Origin of the sequence: Myroides odoratus, from assembly GCF_965118575.1 — a bacterium.
Taxonomy (GTDB): Bacteria; Bacteroidota; Bacteroidia; order Flavobacteriales; family Flavobacteriaceae; genus Flavobacterium; species Flavobacterium odoratum_B.
Window position 1 is genome coordinate 253,151 of sequence record NZ_CBCPHW010000003.1, and the last position, 16,119, is coordinate 269,269.

The 16,119-nt window shown below is 35.2% G+C and carries 15 protein-coding genes; 3 read left to right on the forward strand and 12 right to left on the reverse strand.

The features are described from left to right. Window positions 1-168 precede the first annotated feature (168 nt). Window positions 169-1,788 carry a phosphoenolpyruvate carboxykinase (ATP) gene (gene pckA, locus ACMHJ2_RS03965; protein ID WP_413511661.1) on the reverse strand — a complete coding sequence of 540 codons (1,620 nt, stop codon included), beginning with the start codon at window positions 1,786-1,788 and terminating at the stop codon, window positions 169-171. Window positions 1,789-1,855: 67 nt separating this feature from the next. Beyond that, window positions 1,856-2,254: a DUF423 domain-containing protein gene (locus tag ACMHJ2_RS03970; protein WP_413511662.1), complete on the reverse strand. Its 399-nt coding sequence runs from the start codon at window positions 2,252-2,254 to the stop codon at window positions 1,856-1,858. 341 nt (window positions 2,255-2,595) lie between these two features. Between ACMHJ2_RS03970 and ACMHJ2_RS03975 the strand changes: the two genes are divergently transcribed. Beyond that, on the forward strand, window positions 2,596-3,945 hold the full coding sequence (locus tag ACMHJ2_RS03975; protein ID WP_413511663.1) for a saccharopine dehydrogenase family protein: 1,350 nt from the start codon (window positions 2,596-2,598) through the stop codon (window positions 3,943-3,945). A gap of 40 nt (window positions 3,946-3,985) precedes the next feature. Here the strand turns inward: ACMHJ2_RS03975 and ACMHJ2_RS03980 are convergent, their stop codons facing one another. From ACMHJ2_RS03980 to ACMHJ2_RS04010, 7 genes are all read right to left on the reverse strand, one after another. Further along, a complete protein-coding gene (locus ACMHJ2_RS03980) occupies window positions 3,986-4,828 on the reverse strand; it encodes a hypothetical protein (protein WP_413511664.1) in 843 nt (280 codons plus the stop codon). 4 nt (window positions 4,829-4,832) lie between these two features. Continuing rightward, on the reverse strand, window positions 4,833-6,635 hold the full coding sequence (locus tag ACMHJ2_RS03985) for a zinc-dependent metalloprotease (protein ID WP_413511665.1): 1,803 nt from the start codon (window positions 6,633-6,635) through the stop codon (window positions 4,833-4,835). A 6-nt stretch (window positions 6,636-6,641) separates the two neighbouring features. After that, window positions 6,642-7,532, reverse strand: coding sequence for a hypothetical protein (locus tag ACMHJ2_RS03990; protein ID WP_413511666.1), 891 nt, complete (start codon window positions 7,530-7,532; stop codon window positions 6,642-6,644). 195 nt (window positions 7,533-7,727) lie between these two features. Next, on the reverse strand, window positions 7,728-9,410 hold the full coding sequence (locus ACMHJ2_RS03995) for an ABC transporter ATP-binding protein (protein ID WP_413511667.1): 1,683 nt from the start codon (window positions 9,408-9,410) through the stop codon (window positions 7,728-7,730). A 123-nt stretch (window positions 9,411-9,533) separates the two neighbouring features. Continuing rightward, window positions 9,534-9,986: an OsmC family protein gene (locus ACMHJ2_RS04000; RefSeq protein WP_413511668.1), complete on the reverse strand. Its 453-nt coding sequence runs from the start codon at window positions 9,984-9,986 to the stop codon at window positions 9,534-9,536. A 477-nt stretch (window positions 9,987-10,463) separates the two neighbouring features. Continuing rightward, a complete protein-coding gene (locus ACMHJ2_RS04005; RefSeq protein ID WP_413511669.1) occupies window positions 10,464-11,177 on the reverse strand; it encodes a 3'-5' exonuclease in 714 nt (237 codons plus the stop codon). Window positions 11,178-11,179: 2 nt separating this feature from the next. Next, window positions 11,180-12,340 carry a serine hydrolase domain-containing protein gene (locus ACMHJ2_RS04010; RefSeq protein WP_413511670.1) on the reverse strand — a complete coding sequence of 387 codons (1,161 nt, stop codon included), beginning with the start codon at window positions 12,338-12,340 and terminating at the stop codon, window positions 11,180-11,182. 156 nt (window positions 12,341-12,496) lie between these two features. Between ACMHJ2_RS04010 and ACMHJ2_RS04015 the strand changes: the two genes are divergently transcribed. Further along, complete coding sequence (locus ACMHJ2_RS04015) at window positions 12,497-13,138, forward strand: O-methyltransferase (protein WP_413511679.1); 642 nt, start codon at window positions 12,497-12,499, stop codon at window positions 13,136-13,138. Between the two features lie 43 nt (window positions 13,139-13,181). Here the strand turns inward: ACMHJ2_RS04015 and ACMHJ2_RS04020 are convergent, their stop codons facing one another. The 3 genes from ACMHJ2_RS04020 to ACMHJ2_RS04030 form a co-directional block, all read right to left on the reverse strand. Then, on the reverse strand, window positions 13,182-13,751 hold the full coding sequence (locus ACMHJ2_RS04020; protein ID WP_413511671.1) for a phosphatase PAP2 family protein: 570 nt from the start codon (window positions 13,749-13,751) through the stop codon (window positions 13,182-13,184). Beyond that, the gene (locus ACMHJ2_RS04025) at window positions 13,751-14,056 is read right to left on the reverse strand and encodes a twin-arginine translocase TatA/TatE family subunit (protein ID WP_413511672.1); all 306 of its coding nucleotides are present in this window, start codon (window positions 14,054-14,056) and stop codon (window positions 13,751-13,753) included. Before ACMHJ2_RS04025 ends, ACMHJ2_RS04020 begins: the two co-directional genes overlap by 1 nt. A gap of 75 nt (window positions 14,057-14,131) precedes the next feature. Further along, window positions 14,132-14,896, reverse strand: a complete 765-nt coding sequence (locus tag ACMHJ2_RS04030; RefSeq protein ID WP_413511673.1) for a hypothetical protein — start codon at window positions 14,894-14,896, stop codon at window positions 14,132-14,134. Between the two features lie 472 nt (window positions 14,897-15,368). Here ACMHJ2_RS04030 and pepE point away from each other — a divergent pair, with 472 nt between their 5' ends. Beyond that, on the forward strand, window positions 15,369-16,076 hold the full coding sequence (gene pepE, locus ACMHJ2_RS04035; RefSeq protein ID WP_413511674.1) for a dipeptidase PepE: 708 nt from the start codon (window positions 15,369-15,371) through the stop codon (window positions 16,074-16,076). Window positions 16,077-16,119 lie beyond the last annotated feature (43 nt).

Below are 16,119 nucleotides of genomic sequence, written 5' to 3' on the forward strand. Positions count from 1 at the left end.
TCATAACTCTTCACCCATTTCTCATACCACTTCACACATTTCTCATACCACTTCACACATTTCTCATACCACTTCACACATAACCAATAAAAAAAGCAGCAATAAACGTATCATTTATTACTGCTTTTTGGTATTTTTTTAAATCCCTTCAAGGGGATTGCTTTTCTCTTACAATTGAGGTCCTGCTTCAACTAAAGCTTTTCCAGCGTCATTATTCGTATACAAACTAAAGTTTTTGATGAATAATCCAGCTAAATTAGTTGCTTTATCTTCCCATTCTTTAGCATCTGCATATGTGTTACGAGGATCCAAAATAGCTGTATCAACACCTTCTAAAGCAGTAGGCACTGCAAAATTATAGATTGGCACAATAGCCGTTTCTGCATTCTCGATAGAACCATCTAAAATTCGGTCAATAATTGCACGGGTATCTTTAATAGAAATACGCTTTCCAGTTCCGTTCCAGCCTGTATTTACCATATAAGCTGTAGCGTTGTGCTCTTCCATTTTCTTCACTAATTCTTCTCCATATTTTGTTGGATGTAAAGACAAGAATGCTTTACCAAAACAAGCAGAAAATGTAGGTTCTGGTTGCGTAACTCCTCTTTCTGTTCCAGCTAATTTAGCTGTAAATCCAGATAAGAAGTAATATTTTGTTTGCTCTGGTGTCAACTTAGAAACAGGAGGCATAACTCCAAAGGCATCTGCTGTTAAGAAGATAACTTTTGTTGCATGTCCAGCTTTAGACACTGGTTTTACAATATTTTCAATGTGATCAATTGGGTAAGAAACACGTGTATTTTGCGTTACTGATCCATCGTTAAAATCGATTACTCCGTTTGCATCTACAGTTACGTTTTCCAGTAAAGCATCTTTGCGAATTGCACCGAAGATATCTGGTTCGTTTTCTTTGCTTAAGTTGATCGTTTTGGCATAACAACCTCCTTCGAAGTTGAACACGCCTTGATCATCCCATCCATGCTCATCATCGCCGATTAATTCGCGTTTTGGATCTGTTGACAACGTTGTTTTTCCTGTTCCTGATAATCCGAAAAATACAGCCACATCTCCGTCTTTTCCTTTATTAGCTGAACAATGCATCGATGCCATTCCTTGAAGCGGTAAGTAATAGTTCATCATTGAGAACAATCCTTTTTTCATTTCACCACCGTACCATGTACCGCCAATAATTTGAACTTTCTCCGTTAAATTGAAGGCAATATATACCTCAGAGTTTAGTCCGTATGCTTTATAGTCTTTAAATGTTGTTTTAGACCCATTCATTACAACGAAATCAGGTTCGCCAAAAGCAGCTAATTCCTCTTCCGAAGGGCGGATAAACATATTTTTTACAAAATGTGCTTGCCACGCTACTTCCATAATGAATCTAACTTTCAAACGCGTATTTTCATTTGCTCCACAGAAAGCATCCACAACATACAGTTTTTTTCCTGATAACTCAGTTGCTGTAGTTGCTTTTAAAGCATCCCATGTTTTTTGATCAATAGGCTTGTTGTCATTCGGAGATTCTGGTGAATTCCACCAAACTGTATGCTCTGTAACCGAATCCTTTACGATATATTTATCCTTCGGAGAACGACCAGTGAACTCACCTGTCATAACATTTACAGCTCCTAATTCAGTTACTTGTCCTTTTTCAAAACCCTGTAGGTCAGACTTAATTTCTTCCTTATACAAAAGATCGTAGGAGGGATTATATACAATCTCTACAACATCTTTAATACCATATTTTTCAAGTGAAATTGATTGCGTATTAGCCATTTTCATTATGTTATGTTGTCTTTTTAATTAATATGCAAACTTAGAAATAAATTTAATATAACGATACACAAAACTAGAATTTCGCATTTTTTCCATTTTTAAGGGTCTGAATTGCAGCATAGACCCATGCTGAAATCATAAAAACACCACCAATTGGTGTAATTGGTCCTAAAAATTTCACATTGAAACCAGACAAACCATTAAATGTTAACAAGTAAATGGATCCTGAAAAGAACAAAACACCTATCAAGGTTAAGATAAATAGTCTCTTTTTTACGGTATCTGAGAAAAAGCTAGAAAGGCCAACAAACAAAAGGAAAAACACATGATACATTTGATAGCGAACCCCTACTTCATAAGAAGCTACTGCAGCTTCACTGACTATTTTTTTCAATCCATGCGCTCCAAAAGCTCCAAGCACTATACCTAAAGCCCCTAATAATGTTGCCGTTATAATAATTTTTCGTCCCATTTATTTTTATTTCGAAGATACAAATTATCCTTCAAATTCTCTAAGTGAATCCTTGAATTAAATGGAACTAAATAGCGATTCTTTATACCAAAATCTTCTCATCCCAACTCCCTTTGTACATCTATACCATAGATTAATCTCTTTTTCTTACCTAAATCGCTTGCTAATTTCGTCTACGGAAGTTTTATGTACTTCAAATCGCTCTTTCTTCTTCGGGAAAACACCTTCAAGAACTCGCTTGGTCTTAGTCCCTTATAGTCAAAAATTTTTAGCTAAAATTTAGCTCTCCAATTATATATTTCATTACTTTCGTATCTCATAAAACATCCAAAAACAAAATAATGAAAGAAATATTAATAGTAGGCGCTGGCCGTTCTGCCTCTTCACTTATTAAGTATTTACTTGAAAAATCTACGACAGAAAATCTTCATTTAACCATTTGTGATTTATCTTTAGAACTTGCGCAGAAAAAAGCAATGGGGCACCCTAATGCTACGCCAAAGGAATTTGATTTATTCAATACCGAACAAAGACAAGAATTAGTACAACAATCAGATATTGTAATTTCCATGCTCCCTGCTGCTTTGCATATTGAATTAGCAAAAGACTGTGTTCACTTTAAAAAACATCTAGCGACTGCTTCTTACATTAGCCCCGCTATGGCTGCTTTGGATGAAGAAGTAAAAGCAAATAACCTCGTTTTCATGAATGAAATAGGGTTAGATCCGGGCATTGATCATATGAGTGCAATGAAAATCATTCATGAAGTAAAAGAAAAAGGAGGAAAAATAATTTCTTTCGAATCTTTTTGCGGTGGATTAATGGCACCTGAGTCAGACACTAACTTATGGAACTATAAATTTACCTGGAATCCGCGTAATGTGGTTTTAGCAGGACAAGGTGGAGCGGCTAAATTTATTCAAGAAGGGCAATACAAATACATCCCATACAACAAAGTCTTCAGAAGAACTGAATTCTTAAACGTTGAAGGCTATGGCAAATTTGAAGCGTATGCCAACAGAGATTCTTTAAAATACCAAAGTGTTTACGGTTTAGACGATGCCAAAACCATTTTTAGAGGAACCATTCGCCGTGTAGGGTATTCAAGAGCGTGGAACTTATTTGTTGAATTGGGTATTACAGATGACAGTTATATCATTGACCATTCAGAGACGATGTCTTATCGCGAATTCATCAATTTATATCTCCCTTACCATCCAACAGATACGGTTGAAACAAAATTGAAACTGGCTTTAAATATCGATCAAGATGATATTGTTTGGGAGAAATTACTAGAGTTAGATCTTTTCAACCCTGACAAAATTATTGGTTTGAAAGATGCTACACCTGCACAAATACTAGAAAAGATATTAGCAAATAGCTGGACTTTAGCACCCGATGACAAAGACATGATCGTTATGTATCACAAGATTGGATACGAATTAAACGGAGAGAAAAAACAAATCGATTCAACGATGATTTGCATTGGTGATGATCAAACGTATACCGCTATGGCCAAAACCGTTGGTTTACCTTTAGCCATTGCTGCTTTAAAAATACTAAAAGGCATTATTAGTACACCAGGGGTACAAATGCCAATTGAAGAGGAGGTATATGCTCCTATTCTAAAAGAACTCGAAGAAAATGGCATCGTTTTCGATGAAAAAGAAGTAGAATATCAAGGGTTTTAATATACAAAAACGTCAAAAGCAATGCTTTTGACGTTTTTTTTTAGTTTACACGTTCTAGTTTGAGTTTAAAGCCATCAGAGATGAAAAGTACTAAACTTTCTTGGGTAATTCCCATTACATAACCACCTAAGTCTTCTATTATTAGTATTTCTTGTTCTTCCCATTCAAAATCATATTGATAATCGTAATCTGAGACTCTCGATTGTATAAAAATATCAAATCTCCCATCTCTTGGAGTTGAATTATTCTGAACAAATAGTTTCTCACCATAACCAAATTCGTATAACACATTCTCCTCCCCACTAAATATTCTTCTTCGTCCAGAAAAATCAGAAACTTCTTTTAAACGCCACGTACCCAAGAGTAATTTTTTGTTCTCTACTGGAATTTTAGGATAGGTTACGCCTTGTTGTATTTTTTTGAATACAAGTGTTTCTCCAGCATAATGCGTTAAGATTAATTTGTCTTTCGTCACTTCAAGATCAAACTGCAGGTTTGCATCAGAAAGTGTTTGAAAATATAAGTGTTCTTTCTTCGGAATTGTCTTGTCCCATTGCTTGATATATTCAAACGTATAATCCAAGGTTCCATCTGAGGTTAGGTAGAAAGAATTATTTGTCAATTGAATAGGCTTGGACGAGTGATTACGTATCTCTACCCTTCCTTCTGAGGTGAACTTATAATTGACCCAAATTCCTTTTTTCATCAAATCGATCGCTTCGCCTTCCGAATTTGAATAGGTACTCAATTGCCAATCGCCAAGCAATAGGGCTTTTTGTTCTTTTGTTATTTGCGTATACGAAGGGATTACCGTATCATCTGTGTTACAGGCTGCAAACAGTACGAGAAACAAAAATAGAAAGTAAGAGAATAATTTGTTCATCCTTTTATTTTTTAATTATTTTTTGTGCCTTTGTTGTTCCATCAGCTTTCGTAAATCGAATTAAATACAACCCTTTTTTCAGATGAGTTAAATCCACTTGAAATTCCTTTTGATGAGCTACTTTACTACTCGCACTTAAATAGCCCACTTCATTGAACAATTCCCAATATACAATCTCCTTGTCGGATGTGATGGTAATATTGTCTGATGTAGGATTAGGGTATACTTGTATAATAGATTGAGTCTCTTGATTTGTACTTTCTACTTCAATAGGATTGATAGCAGTACTTAATGCACTATTACTTGCAGAACACGGAAGTACTTTTCCTAAAAACACAGCACCTTCGCTTGCCTTAAATCCATTTGCTAACACAATAGATTTTCCTAGATAAAGGGCTTTCCCACCAGATTGAATTGTGTTTTTAGCTGTAATTTTATTTGACACTTGTCTTGAATCATAAACAGCATTAGGCACGATACCATTAAGTGTCATATTTGTATAACAAAGTACTCCGCATTCTGTTAAACAAGTCGCATTGGCAACATAATCTCGCATAGCATTTCCTGGTTGAATACCAAAACCTAAATTTAAATTAATCCCGACAGAAGAAACCGCATGACAGTAACTCATTATTGTGCCTTGTACAGGTAAAGGTGCCACGTCACAATCTGTTGGATAACCCGCAGTTGGACCACAGCCATCAATAGCTGTATTATTTCCATTCCATACGCAATCATGTGTATGATTTGCACTTAATGAATGTCCTAACTCATGAGTTATTACCATTACATTCCAAGAATAATTTTGATTAATAACTTCTGTGGTATACAATCCTGACACAGAAGTAGACCAATTTGGAGTACCACAAAGCCCGTTGTAATAAGCTATACCACCACCAACACTCTTGAAAGTTAATAGCTGCGCTAAATCGCCATTATAACTAGATGAATAATCTCTAAATTGATCTAACAAAATTGAGGTTGTCCCACCTGTAAAAGGATCTTCTGTTGTCCAAACTTTTATCGTAGATAATAATGTATTGATATTTTCATTCTTATATAGAAGAGAAACTTGATTAAAAACTGTAGATACAAAATGCTCTACGCGCAATACGCTTCCTTTCGTTTGGTACATATCATATTTTGTTTCAAAATATACACGCACGCACTTTGTACCAGCACCAACTATATCTAATTTTGATTTCTGTTGTAAAGCCTTAGGATTATATTGTACACTTTTAGTATTTTGTTCTGCACTACACTCAAACGCTGTCTGCTTCACTAAGTTAGTATCTTTATAAAAGATAATTCCTTTTTGTTTATTGAATACTTCAAGGTTAAAATTCCCTTCATCATTAGCTATAATTCCACCTACCTCGTCTTCAAAAAAACTTATTGCCACTAAACTATTTTTATCGCCCTTAACAATTCCTCTATAATGCTTAATTTCACGATTAGCCGAAAAAGTTTCTCCTTTATCCGTTGTTACTACATAATCATAAAAACTATCATCCACTGCAACTAATTCTAGCGTTATCGTCTTATTATTTAAGGGCAAATCCAAACTAAACGAGCGTTCTTTATGTGAAATAGCTTTCGCATCAAATTGTAAAAAATGAACCTCTTTACTACTTTTAAACTCCTTTGCTAAAATCGGATCTAATTTATCGGCTTTAAATACCCCTTGAACAGGAGCAAATTTCTCGCCGTTCAACCTTTCATTTTGTATTTGTTGGTAAATCAAGTTCTCCTGACCTAGAGCAGATAATCCCAAACACCATACAAAAAGTATGAATATTTTTTTCATCTGAATCTAGTTTTTTTGGTTAACTGTTGCCTTAACTTCTTGTAGTTGTTTATTCAATTCAATGATATACAACGTCAGTTCTTCTATTTTCTCTTGTTGCTTTTTAATCATCTCACTTACATGTAATCCTGAAGTTTCAACCTCATAAGCAGAAGGGATATTGATTAAATGTCCTTTTTCATTGATGTGTTGTTCTACCTCTTCTATCGTTGGCAACACATAGGTGTTTTCAAAAACATAATCAGGCCATCCTGTTAAGTCAATTCGCACTTCTTTCGCGTGAATATCCCCATTTACAGCTAATTTAGCATCAGGTATTTCAGTGCCGATTCCTACATTTCCATTGTTGCCAATAAAGAGTTTAGTAGAGGCATAGGTTTCATTTATCGTTTTAGTAGTAAACTTGAAGTTATTAGTACTGTTCTTATTTTCATTGCCAAAAATGACGCTTCCTTTACCAATATAGCGATAAACAACGTCCCCTTTTTTTGCTAAATCAGAAAAAGATAAATTATTATAGGCTATAGCAAGATCCAATACATTTCGATCAAAATTAGGTGTATTTAAAACCAATCTATAAAAAGGATAAGGTGATTCAATCATGGAAGAACCATCAGATTTGTATTTTATCTCCCCAAATTCTCCTAAGGCATCCTTATCTACATTTCCGATAAAAAGTCGTCCTCCATCTATCCAAACATCACCATCCAGAATTTCTTTACCAAATTCATAAACAGCGGGCTTTTTAACATGTAAGGATTTTTTAGGAGCACTAATCCCAACACCTACTTTCCCATAAACAGGTAATCTATTATCTGTGGATACGGGTACAACAATTTGTGCCCAAGAAATTGTTGACGCAAAAAACATCAAAGCTAGAAAATAATTTTTTTTCATAATATTATTTTACAATTAACTAAAATTAATTAAAATTCTATTACAAACATATATAAAAAAACTAAATTGTTTTAAAAATATTGATTTAAAAACAAGTATATAGCAATAAACCAACCTCATACTAGTAAAATTGAAGTTAATAAATAGCTATAATATGAAAAGACATAAATCTTCAACTTAGTATAATACAAAAACCTACTCCAAAATAGAAGCAATTAACTTTTGCGTATACGCTGTTTTTGGATGGGCATACAAAGCATCTGCATCTCCTATTTCCTCCACTTTTCCTTTGTTCATCACCAATACTTGATCAGACATATATTTAACGACTGCTAAATCATGGGAGATAAAAATATAGGTAAATTGATATTCGTGTTTGAGGTCATTTAACAAGTTCAATACCTGAGCTTGAACCGAAATATCCAATGCAGAGACCGATTCATCGCAAATAATTAGTTTAGGATGAACGGCAATTGTACGTGCAATACCAATACGCTGCCTTTGTCCGCCAGAGAATTCATGTGGATAGCGATCAAAGGCTTCTTCTGACAAACCTACTTGTTGTAGTAGCTCCTTTACTTTTTCTTTTTTCTGCTTTTTAGTACCAAACAAACCGTGAACAATCATCGGTTCCATAATAGCTTGGCCTACGGTTAACTTAGGATTTAAGGACGAGAAAGGATCTTGAAAAATAATCTGAATATCTTTTCGAAGGGCACGAAGTGTGGCGCCTTTGAGTTGGGTAATTTCTTTCCCTTTATAGTAAATTGTTCCACTAGAAGCTGGATCTAACTGCAAAATAGCATTGCCTAATGTAGATTTTCCACAACCACTTTCACCAACTAATCCCAAGGTTTCTCCTTCATAGACCTCAAAATTAATTTGATCTAAGGCTCGAAACGTCTTTTTCCCAAATAGACCAACGCTAGAGATATAATCTTTACCAACGTCTTTTACTTCTAATAAGGGAACTTGCGCATATAATTTTTTGTGTTCCAATTGACGTTCTTCTGGAGAAAGAACTTCCGAAGAAACGCGGTCTTCAACAAAATCCTGAATGGTTGGCAAGCGTTTCAGTCGAACCTCATTTGTAGGTCGCGCTGCAAGTAAAGCTTGGGTATAGATTTCTTTTGGGGCGTTAAAAACCGCCTGTGTCGGTCCTTTTTCAACGACTCTTCCCTGATACATTACCATAACTTTATCTGCAATACTAGAAACTAGACCTAAATCGTGGGAAATAAAAATCATCGCCATCTGCGTCTGCGCTTGCAGTTCTTTTAGCAATAGTATAATTTCTTTTTGAACCGTTACATCCAAAGCGGTAGTCGGTTCATCTGCGATTAACAAGGTAGGTTTACAAGAAATAGCCATCGCAATAACTACCCGTTGTTTCTGACCTCCTGATAATTGATGGGGGTATTTTTTATAGACTTCTTCTGGAAAGGGCAGTTTTACTTGCTCAAATAATTCAACCACCTTATTTTTAAGGGCATGCCCACGCAAATCCGTATGCAAGCGCAGCATTTCTTCCACCTGATATCCACAGCGCATTGAAGGGTTTAGAGCACTCATTGGCTCTTGAAAAATCATAGCGATTTTGTTGCCTCTGATTTGACGATATTCACCTTCATTCAAAGCAGTTAACTCAGCTCCAGCAAAGTGAATCTTTCCCTCAATCTTACTTTGTTGATCTGGGAGCAATCGCATAATCGCTAAAGAACTCACCGATTTACCCGATCCTGATTCTCCAACGATTCCCAAAATTTGATTTGCACCTAAATCAAAGGAAACTCCTTGCACAAGCGCTTTCCACTCTTTGTTGTGTTTAAAGCTAATTTGTAGATTCTCAACGCTAAGCAATGGTTTTTGTTCTGACATAAAAATGAGGTAAGGTGTCTTCAAACAAAAATAAGCTAATTAATTGTGATTTAATGCTCGATTTGTAGCGATTAAGCCAACAAACTACACTAAATCACAATTAAAAAATACGAGTCGGACATATTACGCTACTTTTACATGATCATATTCTTTTACCAATGTAATGATGGTTGCTGTTTGTTGTTTAAAATTAGCAAACACCGGGCACGCTAATTTCACGGCATCTATCCATTCTTTCAATACAAGAATAGAAGCGGTTGATGTAGGTTTAACGATTACATCGATTTGCTTGAAAGCACCTGCATCCATCCCTTGTTTTTGTAAATCATCATTTACTATACCACTTACCTCTATTTGAATTGACTTGAGGTCAACATTCAATGTTGAACCTATTAAATTGCCAACTGCGTGAATACTTCCAGCCAATTTTGCTAGAATCAATTCTTCTGAATCTACCTGTGCATCTCTAACTAATTCTTTACCGTCTTTCACTGTAAATGAAAAGTTGGCTGTTTTGATTGCTAACTGGCTTTCTCTGACAGAAAACCCCAAGACTTTTACTACTCTTTTACTCATTTTTTCTTTTTTTTTAAAAACACGACATTTTACCTCAAAAAAAAAGTCCTTTTGGTCGTCGTACGTTACCAAAAGGACTTGAAATATTACACTTAATCATTTTTATTTTTTAAAAACGCGATGATTTTTGCTTCAGTTCTGGTAACAGGCGAATAGGCGAATGTTTAATAAACATCCACATATAACATAAGGTATTCGATCTAAACTGCACTTGTTGTATCATTGCGTATTATATATATTTATAAAAAAAGCCTCTGTTTTGTAGACAGAGGCTTTTGTATATCAAATTATTAGTATCTTTTTTAAAAATAACAATTCAAAATCCACTCACCTCTTGCGCTGAACACCACATTGATCTATGAAAATAAGACTGAATTGTTAACATACTGTATTTTTCTCTATTTTTTACTGCTTACAAAGCTAGAAATTATTTTTTTATAAAAAGCAAGTTTTTCAATATTTTTAACTTTTTTATTTTTAAACCGACTTCAGCTCTCCCTCTTCCAATTTATTTTCCCCTCTTAAACGCAATAGAATCTGGGCTACCGTTATTACATCTTTTTCACAATAACGCGCAATGCGGTCTATATTCTTATCCTCATAATACACCTTAGCTACATCCGCTCCGTTAATATCATCTTTAGGAGAAGGTATTTGAAGAATATGCGCTAATAGCTTTAAGGAAGTATAGTGTTTATAATCGCCAAACTTCCACATTTCCATCGTATCCAAATGAGGTACTTCCCATGGCTTTTTTCCCATTAAGTTCAGCTTAGCAGGTACTTTTAATCCATGAATAATCATTCTCCGTGCGATATAGGGAAAGTCAAATTCTTTGGCATTATGCCCACAAAGCAAGTGTTCCGTTCGGTTAAAATGTGTATTTAAAAGATTGGAAAAATCTCGGAGTATTTGACTTTCCTCTCCAATAAAAGAAGTTGTTCTAAACTGGCGTTCGCCCATTTTATAGGTGAAATACCCCACAGAAATACACACTATTTTTCCGAATTCCGCCCATATACCCGCCTGGGTGTAAAACTCCTCTGCAGAAATTTCTCCTTTGCGTTGATAACGGGTTTTTTCTTCATAGAGTACCTGCACGCCATCTTCCAGCTGACCAAAATCAGCTTCTTGAGGTACCGTTTCAATATCTAAAAAAAGAATATGTGATAAATGTATTTGATCTAACATGCTTATTTTTTTCGTTGTGCTAACATTTCATAAGCCGCATCAATATAAGTATACAAATCGTTGCTATGCGGATCTTCTTCAGTTTGTACTCCTTTCGTATGACCTAAACGCACAATAATAACATTATCCTTTGGTGATACAATTGTAAATTGCCCCAAATGCCCTCTCATATAGAAGAAATCCTGTCCTTTGTACTGTTTTAACCACCATCCATAGCCATATTCTGGGCTAACTTCGAATCGAGGAGTAATTGATTTTGCAACAAAAGTACTGTCGAGAATTTGCTCTCCCTTCCATTTGCCAAAATCTTTATACAATTTTCCAAATCGAGCAAAATCTCTAGCCCCACTTGTGAAACAACAATACGCTTTTTCAATTCCACCTCCTTTGTGATCGAGCTGCCATAACGCATCATTATCGGCTCCCATGGGTTTCCAAAAGTATTCCGATACATAGTCAGCGAGTGTTTTACCCGTCGCTTTTTCTAATACCATCGTCAATAATTGCGTATCTCCACTTTTGTAAATAAACGATTGTCCAGGTTTATCTTTGATATCCAAATCCAGCATAACACGGCGTAAATCTGTATCGAAATAAGCACGCGTAACGATTGAAAACGGACTGTAATACCCTTCATCCCAATCAAGGCCAGAAGCCATGGAAGACAAGTCCCCAACCGTTACGTCATCTTTGTACTTTCCTTTTAATTCAGGGAGATAGTGAATTACTTTATCGTCTAAGCTCTTAATTTCTCCACGCTGTATGGCTTTTCCCAAAGCAGCAGAAACAACACTTTTGGCCATAGAAAAAGAATTCGTTTTACTATTTTGGGTATACGAATCGTAATATTTTTCATACCAAACACTGTCATTTTTGATAATTAAAAAGGCTATTGTCTGTAGTTCTTTATTCGTTCTTTCTAGCAATGCCGTAGGTTCAACCGAATTATAATCTTGAGTCACAGGCCAGGGCTGAGCCTCTCCAGCTTTAATCTCGCGGGTTGGAAAATAGGGGTAATCATCTAAGAATGCTGTTTTATGACCATTAAAATAAATGGTCCGAACCGCAGTAAACAAATAATCAACTTGAAATACATACGCTAAGATGACAATACCTACACAAGTAATAAGCAATCCTTTCAGGATTTTCCAAAGTAATTTCATAACATTTCATTCTGGTTGGTAGTTAAATTTACCCTTTTTTTTCCTTATCTCATGGATTATCCTTCTCCTTCTTACAAAATCAACAAAAATGCTTTGTATTCTGAAAAGCGTTTTATCTTTGCAATCGAATTATCTCCATTTAAATTTGTTTCTTATATGCACTTTATATCGAAAGAACTAGAAGATTATGCGGCTAATCACAGTGAAAATGAACCTGAATTATTAGCTCAACTTGATAGAGAAACGCACCAAAAGATTTTGCAACCGCGAATGCTCAGTGGGCATTTTCAAGGGCGTTTTTTAAGTATGATTTCTAAATTAGTTCATCCAACTCATATTTTGGAGATTGGAACTTTTACGGGTTATGCTACTTTGAGTTTAGCGGAAGGATTAAAAACAACCGGGACCTTAGACACGATTGATGTGAACGAAGAGCTTTATGATTTCCAACGCAAGTACTTTGATTTATCACCTTATGGCAAGCAAATCACCCAACACATAGGTAGCGCCTTAACTATCATCCCTCAATTAACCAAAACCTACGATTTAGTTTTTATTGATGCAGATAAAAAGAACTACAGCCGTTATTTTGAACTAATCATCGATAAAATGAACCCTGGGGGAATCATTTTATCCGACAATGTGTTATGGTCAGGAAAGGTCATTGAAGAAATAAAGGACAATGATAAAAGTACAATTGCCTTGGATCAATACAATAAACTTTTAAAAGGAGATCCACGTATTGAAACGATTCTACTTCCCATACGAGACGGACTAACGGTGTCAAGAGTACGATAAGCTATAATAGAAAAGGGATTGGTTTAAACCAATCCCTTTTCTATTATAGTAATTTATCTTCGTATTTTCTTTCAATCCACAAAAAGAGCTGATAGAACAAAGTACCAGATACCAAGCCAAAACAATACCCAACTAAAATATCCAATGGAAAATGCATTGTGAGGTAAATTCGACTATACGCAAATAGCAAAGGAAAAATAAAAATTAAATAGGTGTGTTTATAATAGCGTTTTAAAATCAGAAACAGAAACAACATATTGGCTAATGAATTTGAAGCATGTCCTGAAAAGAAACTCAAACTGGGGCTGCATTTCACTATGCGAATCAACCCCTGAATATCTTCTGTGTTACAAGGTCGAGGTCGAGCTACTGTGTACTTCACCAGATTAGTCATTTGATCTGTAAAAGCAATTAATGCAGCTAACAACAGAAGAATAACGCCTAATTTCTTTAGCGATACTTTTCGATAAGTCAAATAAAGTAAGAATACAAAAAAGGGAATCCAACTGAGTTGTTTGGTAATGAATAACCAAAAAGGATCATAGGTTTCACTGCCTAATCCATTTAAAAAAACAAGTAACTCTTTATCTAATTGTACAAGACGCTCTATCATCAATTTTGTCTTTTAATTGGCCCTGTAATATTCTCAATATCCTCTTTTTGTTTTTCAATTTCTTGTTGAATATCTTTAATTGGGTTGATATTACTATCTAAGTCCAACACTTGTTCTATATCCTTTTTTATACCAGAGTCTTCTGCACTTTTATTAATTTCGTGCTTGATATCGTTTGTTGCATTTTTTACTTGCGCCATAAATTTACCAAATGCTCTGGCCATTTCCGGTACTTTATCTGAACCAAACAGCATCAGAATAACAAGTATGATAAAAAACAGTTCTCCTCCTCCTATTCCAAACATAACTTTATTTTTAGTTAAGATACAAATTTACAACGTTTATTATTTGTTATCCGCTTTCTAAGGGTTTAAATTTTTCTACTCTATTGTTAAAGTATTGGTCTTCTTTGGTGTTTGTAATCTATCTCTTAATAAATCTATAAATTCCAAGGCTAAGACACCTGTTCGTGAAGAAATTTTATCTTTCTCAACACTACTCGCAGTTAAATATCCTGACATAATATCATCATCCGAAACAAAATAGGCAAACCCAACAATGTAATCTTTAGGGATACTATAGTCTTTAATTAAAACATACTCATCCATTATATTTAAGTACTTGTCTTTTCGCATTTCTTGCTTTTCATACTTCAATGCTTTTTTCAGCATAGCCGTACGTCCACTAATCCAATTGACAATTGCACTAACTGGTATAATTCCCGATCCCGAAGTAGCGGTATACAAACGCCTTTCTGCGGGCGTATAGCGCCTTACATTTTCTGGAACTAGCCCCAAAGAGGAAGACGAAATATGGGTGATGACAATTTCATTCAACTGTTGATTTAAATCATTCGGTTCAAGAGGAATTAAAATAATGTCTCTTTTAAAGTCTATATCATCCAAAACATAGCGATAACCCACAAATAAGGGTCCTGAAAACATCAGTGTATCATTTTCCTGTGCTTGAATAGTAAAATACCCACCCAGTTCCGTTACCAAAGCATCTCCTGTATTAATATTGGACACATATATTCCCTTTAGATCCTTGCTTCGCGAGACAATTTTCCCATGCAAAGCAACTCTTTCTTGAGCATATATTCCTATACCTATTATCAATAACAAAAAGGTTAAAACTAGTTTCATCTACTAATATATTAATGAAGTCTGTAAAAATATCTTATAAATGCAGAATGTAAAATTTTAATCGTGTAAAGTTATGTTAAATATAAAATAGTAGCCCTCCCGTTAAGCCGTGATGAGATAAACAAACCCTCCCTCTTCGCTAAAACAACCTTCCAATCTCCTCTTTTCTTGTGGTGTAATCACGGTAAGTTTTCTCCTTGCCCAACAACAAATACCAACCATACAAAGGAATCTTTGGGTTCTCCTTCGACACACTTCCAATACAAGCTTTATACGGGTTGGGAAAAAGGCCTTTTTTACGAAACTGATTCAAACTTGACCAAAACAGGAGTAAACCCAGAACAACATTCTTTATTCCTATCCTCTTGTACGTCCCACTCCACCACGCACTCTTCACACATTTCGCACATTTCGCATACCCCATACTCATTTCCTAAATAAAATGTATTTTTACTTCTTTAAAAAATCAACCATGAGAAACATAATCATAGCGAGTACTTCTACCCTATACGATCAGACGTATTTGGCGTATCTTTTACCTACTTTACAAACTCACTTTAAAGCAGATTCTACAGTCCTATTTATTCCTTATGCGCGACCAAGTGGTATAAGTCATGATGAATATACTGCAAAAATTCGCCTGGCGTTTGAAGCGATTAATGTAAAAGTAAAAGGGATTCACGAATTTGATAATCCGAAAGAAGCGATTCTACAAGCAGAAGGGATTTTCACAGGCGGGGGCAACACCTTTTTACTAGTAAAGCAATTATATGCCCATGATTTAGTACAAGCTATTACTGAAGTTGTAAATAATGGAACGCCTTATTTAGGTTGTAGTGCTGGAAGTAATATTTGTGGCTTAACTATGGAGACAACCAATGATATGCCAATTACCTATCCACCCTCCTTTAAAACGCTTGGATTAGTTCCTTTTAATATCAATCCCCATTATTTAGATCCGACTGAAGGCTCAATACATATGGGTGAAACGAGAGAGACGAGAATTAATGAATTTCACACGATAAATTCTCAGCCTGTTGTTGGTTTAAGAGAAGGAAGTTGGTTAGAAGTTTCGGATACACATCTTTATTTAAGAGGAACACTGAATGCTCGCATTTTTGAGCAAAACAAACCGGCTTATGAAGTCACACCTAATACAGATCTGAATACCTTAAAATAAAAAAGCCTGCTATATGCAGGCTTTTTTATTGGAGCGGAAGACG

Coding starts and splice junctions, on each gene's coding strand:
- pckA (WP_413511661.1), bottom strand. CDS start 1,788: ATGAAAATGGCTAATACGCAATCAATTTCACTTGAAAAATATGGTATT.
- ACMHJ2_RS03970 (WP_413511662.1), bottom strand. CDS start 2,254: ATGGGACGAAAAATTATTATAACGGCAACATTATTAGGGGCTTTAGGT.
- ACMHJ2_RS03975 (WP_413511663.1), top strand. CDS start 2,596: ATGAAAGAAATATTAATAGTAGGCGCTGGCCGTTCTGCCTCTTCACTT.
- ACMHJ2_RS03980 (WP_413511664.1), bottom strand. CDS start 4,828: ATGAACAAATTATTCTCTTACTTTCTATTTTTGTTTCTCGTACTGTTT.
- ACMHJ2_RS03985 (WP_413511665.1), bottom strand. CDS start 6,635: ATGAAAAAAATATTCATACTTTTTGTATGGTGTTTGGGATTATCTGCT.
- ACMHJ2_RS03990 (WP_413511666.1), bottom strand. CDS start 7,532: ATGAAAAAAAATTATTTTCTAGCTTTGATGTTTTTTGCGTCAACAATT.
- ACMHJ2_RS03995 (WP_413511667.1), bottom strand. CDS start 9,410: ATGTCAGAACAAAAACCATTGCTTAGCGTTGAGAATCTACAAATTAGC.
- ACMHJ2_RS04000 (WP_413511668.1), bottom strand. CDS start 9,986: ATGAGTAAAAGAGTAGTAAAAGTCTTGGGGTTTTCTGTCAGAGAAAGC.
- ACMHJ2_RS04005 (WP_413511669.1), bottom strand. CDS start 11,177: ATGTTAGATCAAATACATTTATCACATATTCTTTTTTTAGATATTGAA.
- ACMHJ2_RS04010 (WP_413511670.1), bottom strand. CDS start 12,340: ATGAAATTACTTTGGAAAATCCTGAAAGGATTGCTTATTACTTGTGTA.
- ACMHJ2_RS04015 (WP_413511679.1), top strand. CDS start 12,497: ATGCACTTTATATCGAAAGAACTAGAAGATTATGCGGCTAATCACAGT.
- ACMHJ2_RS04020 (WP_413511671.1), bottom strand. CDS start 13,751: ATGATAGAGCGTCTTGTACAATTAGATAAAGAGTTACTTGTTTTTTTA.
- ACMHJ2_RS04025 (WP_413511672.1), bottom strand. CDS start 14,056: ATGTTTGGAATAGGAGGAGGAGAACTGTTTTTTATCATACTTGTTATT.
- ACMHJ2_RS04030 (WP_413511673.1), bottom strand. CDS start 14,896: ATGAAACTAGTTTTAACCTTTTTGTTATTGATAATAGGTATAGGAATA.
- pepE (WP_413511674.1), top strand. CDS start 15,369: ATGAGAAACATAATCATAGCGAGTACTTCTACCCTATACGATCAGACG.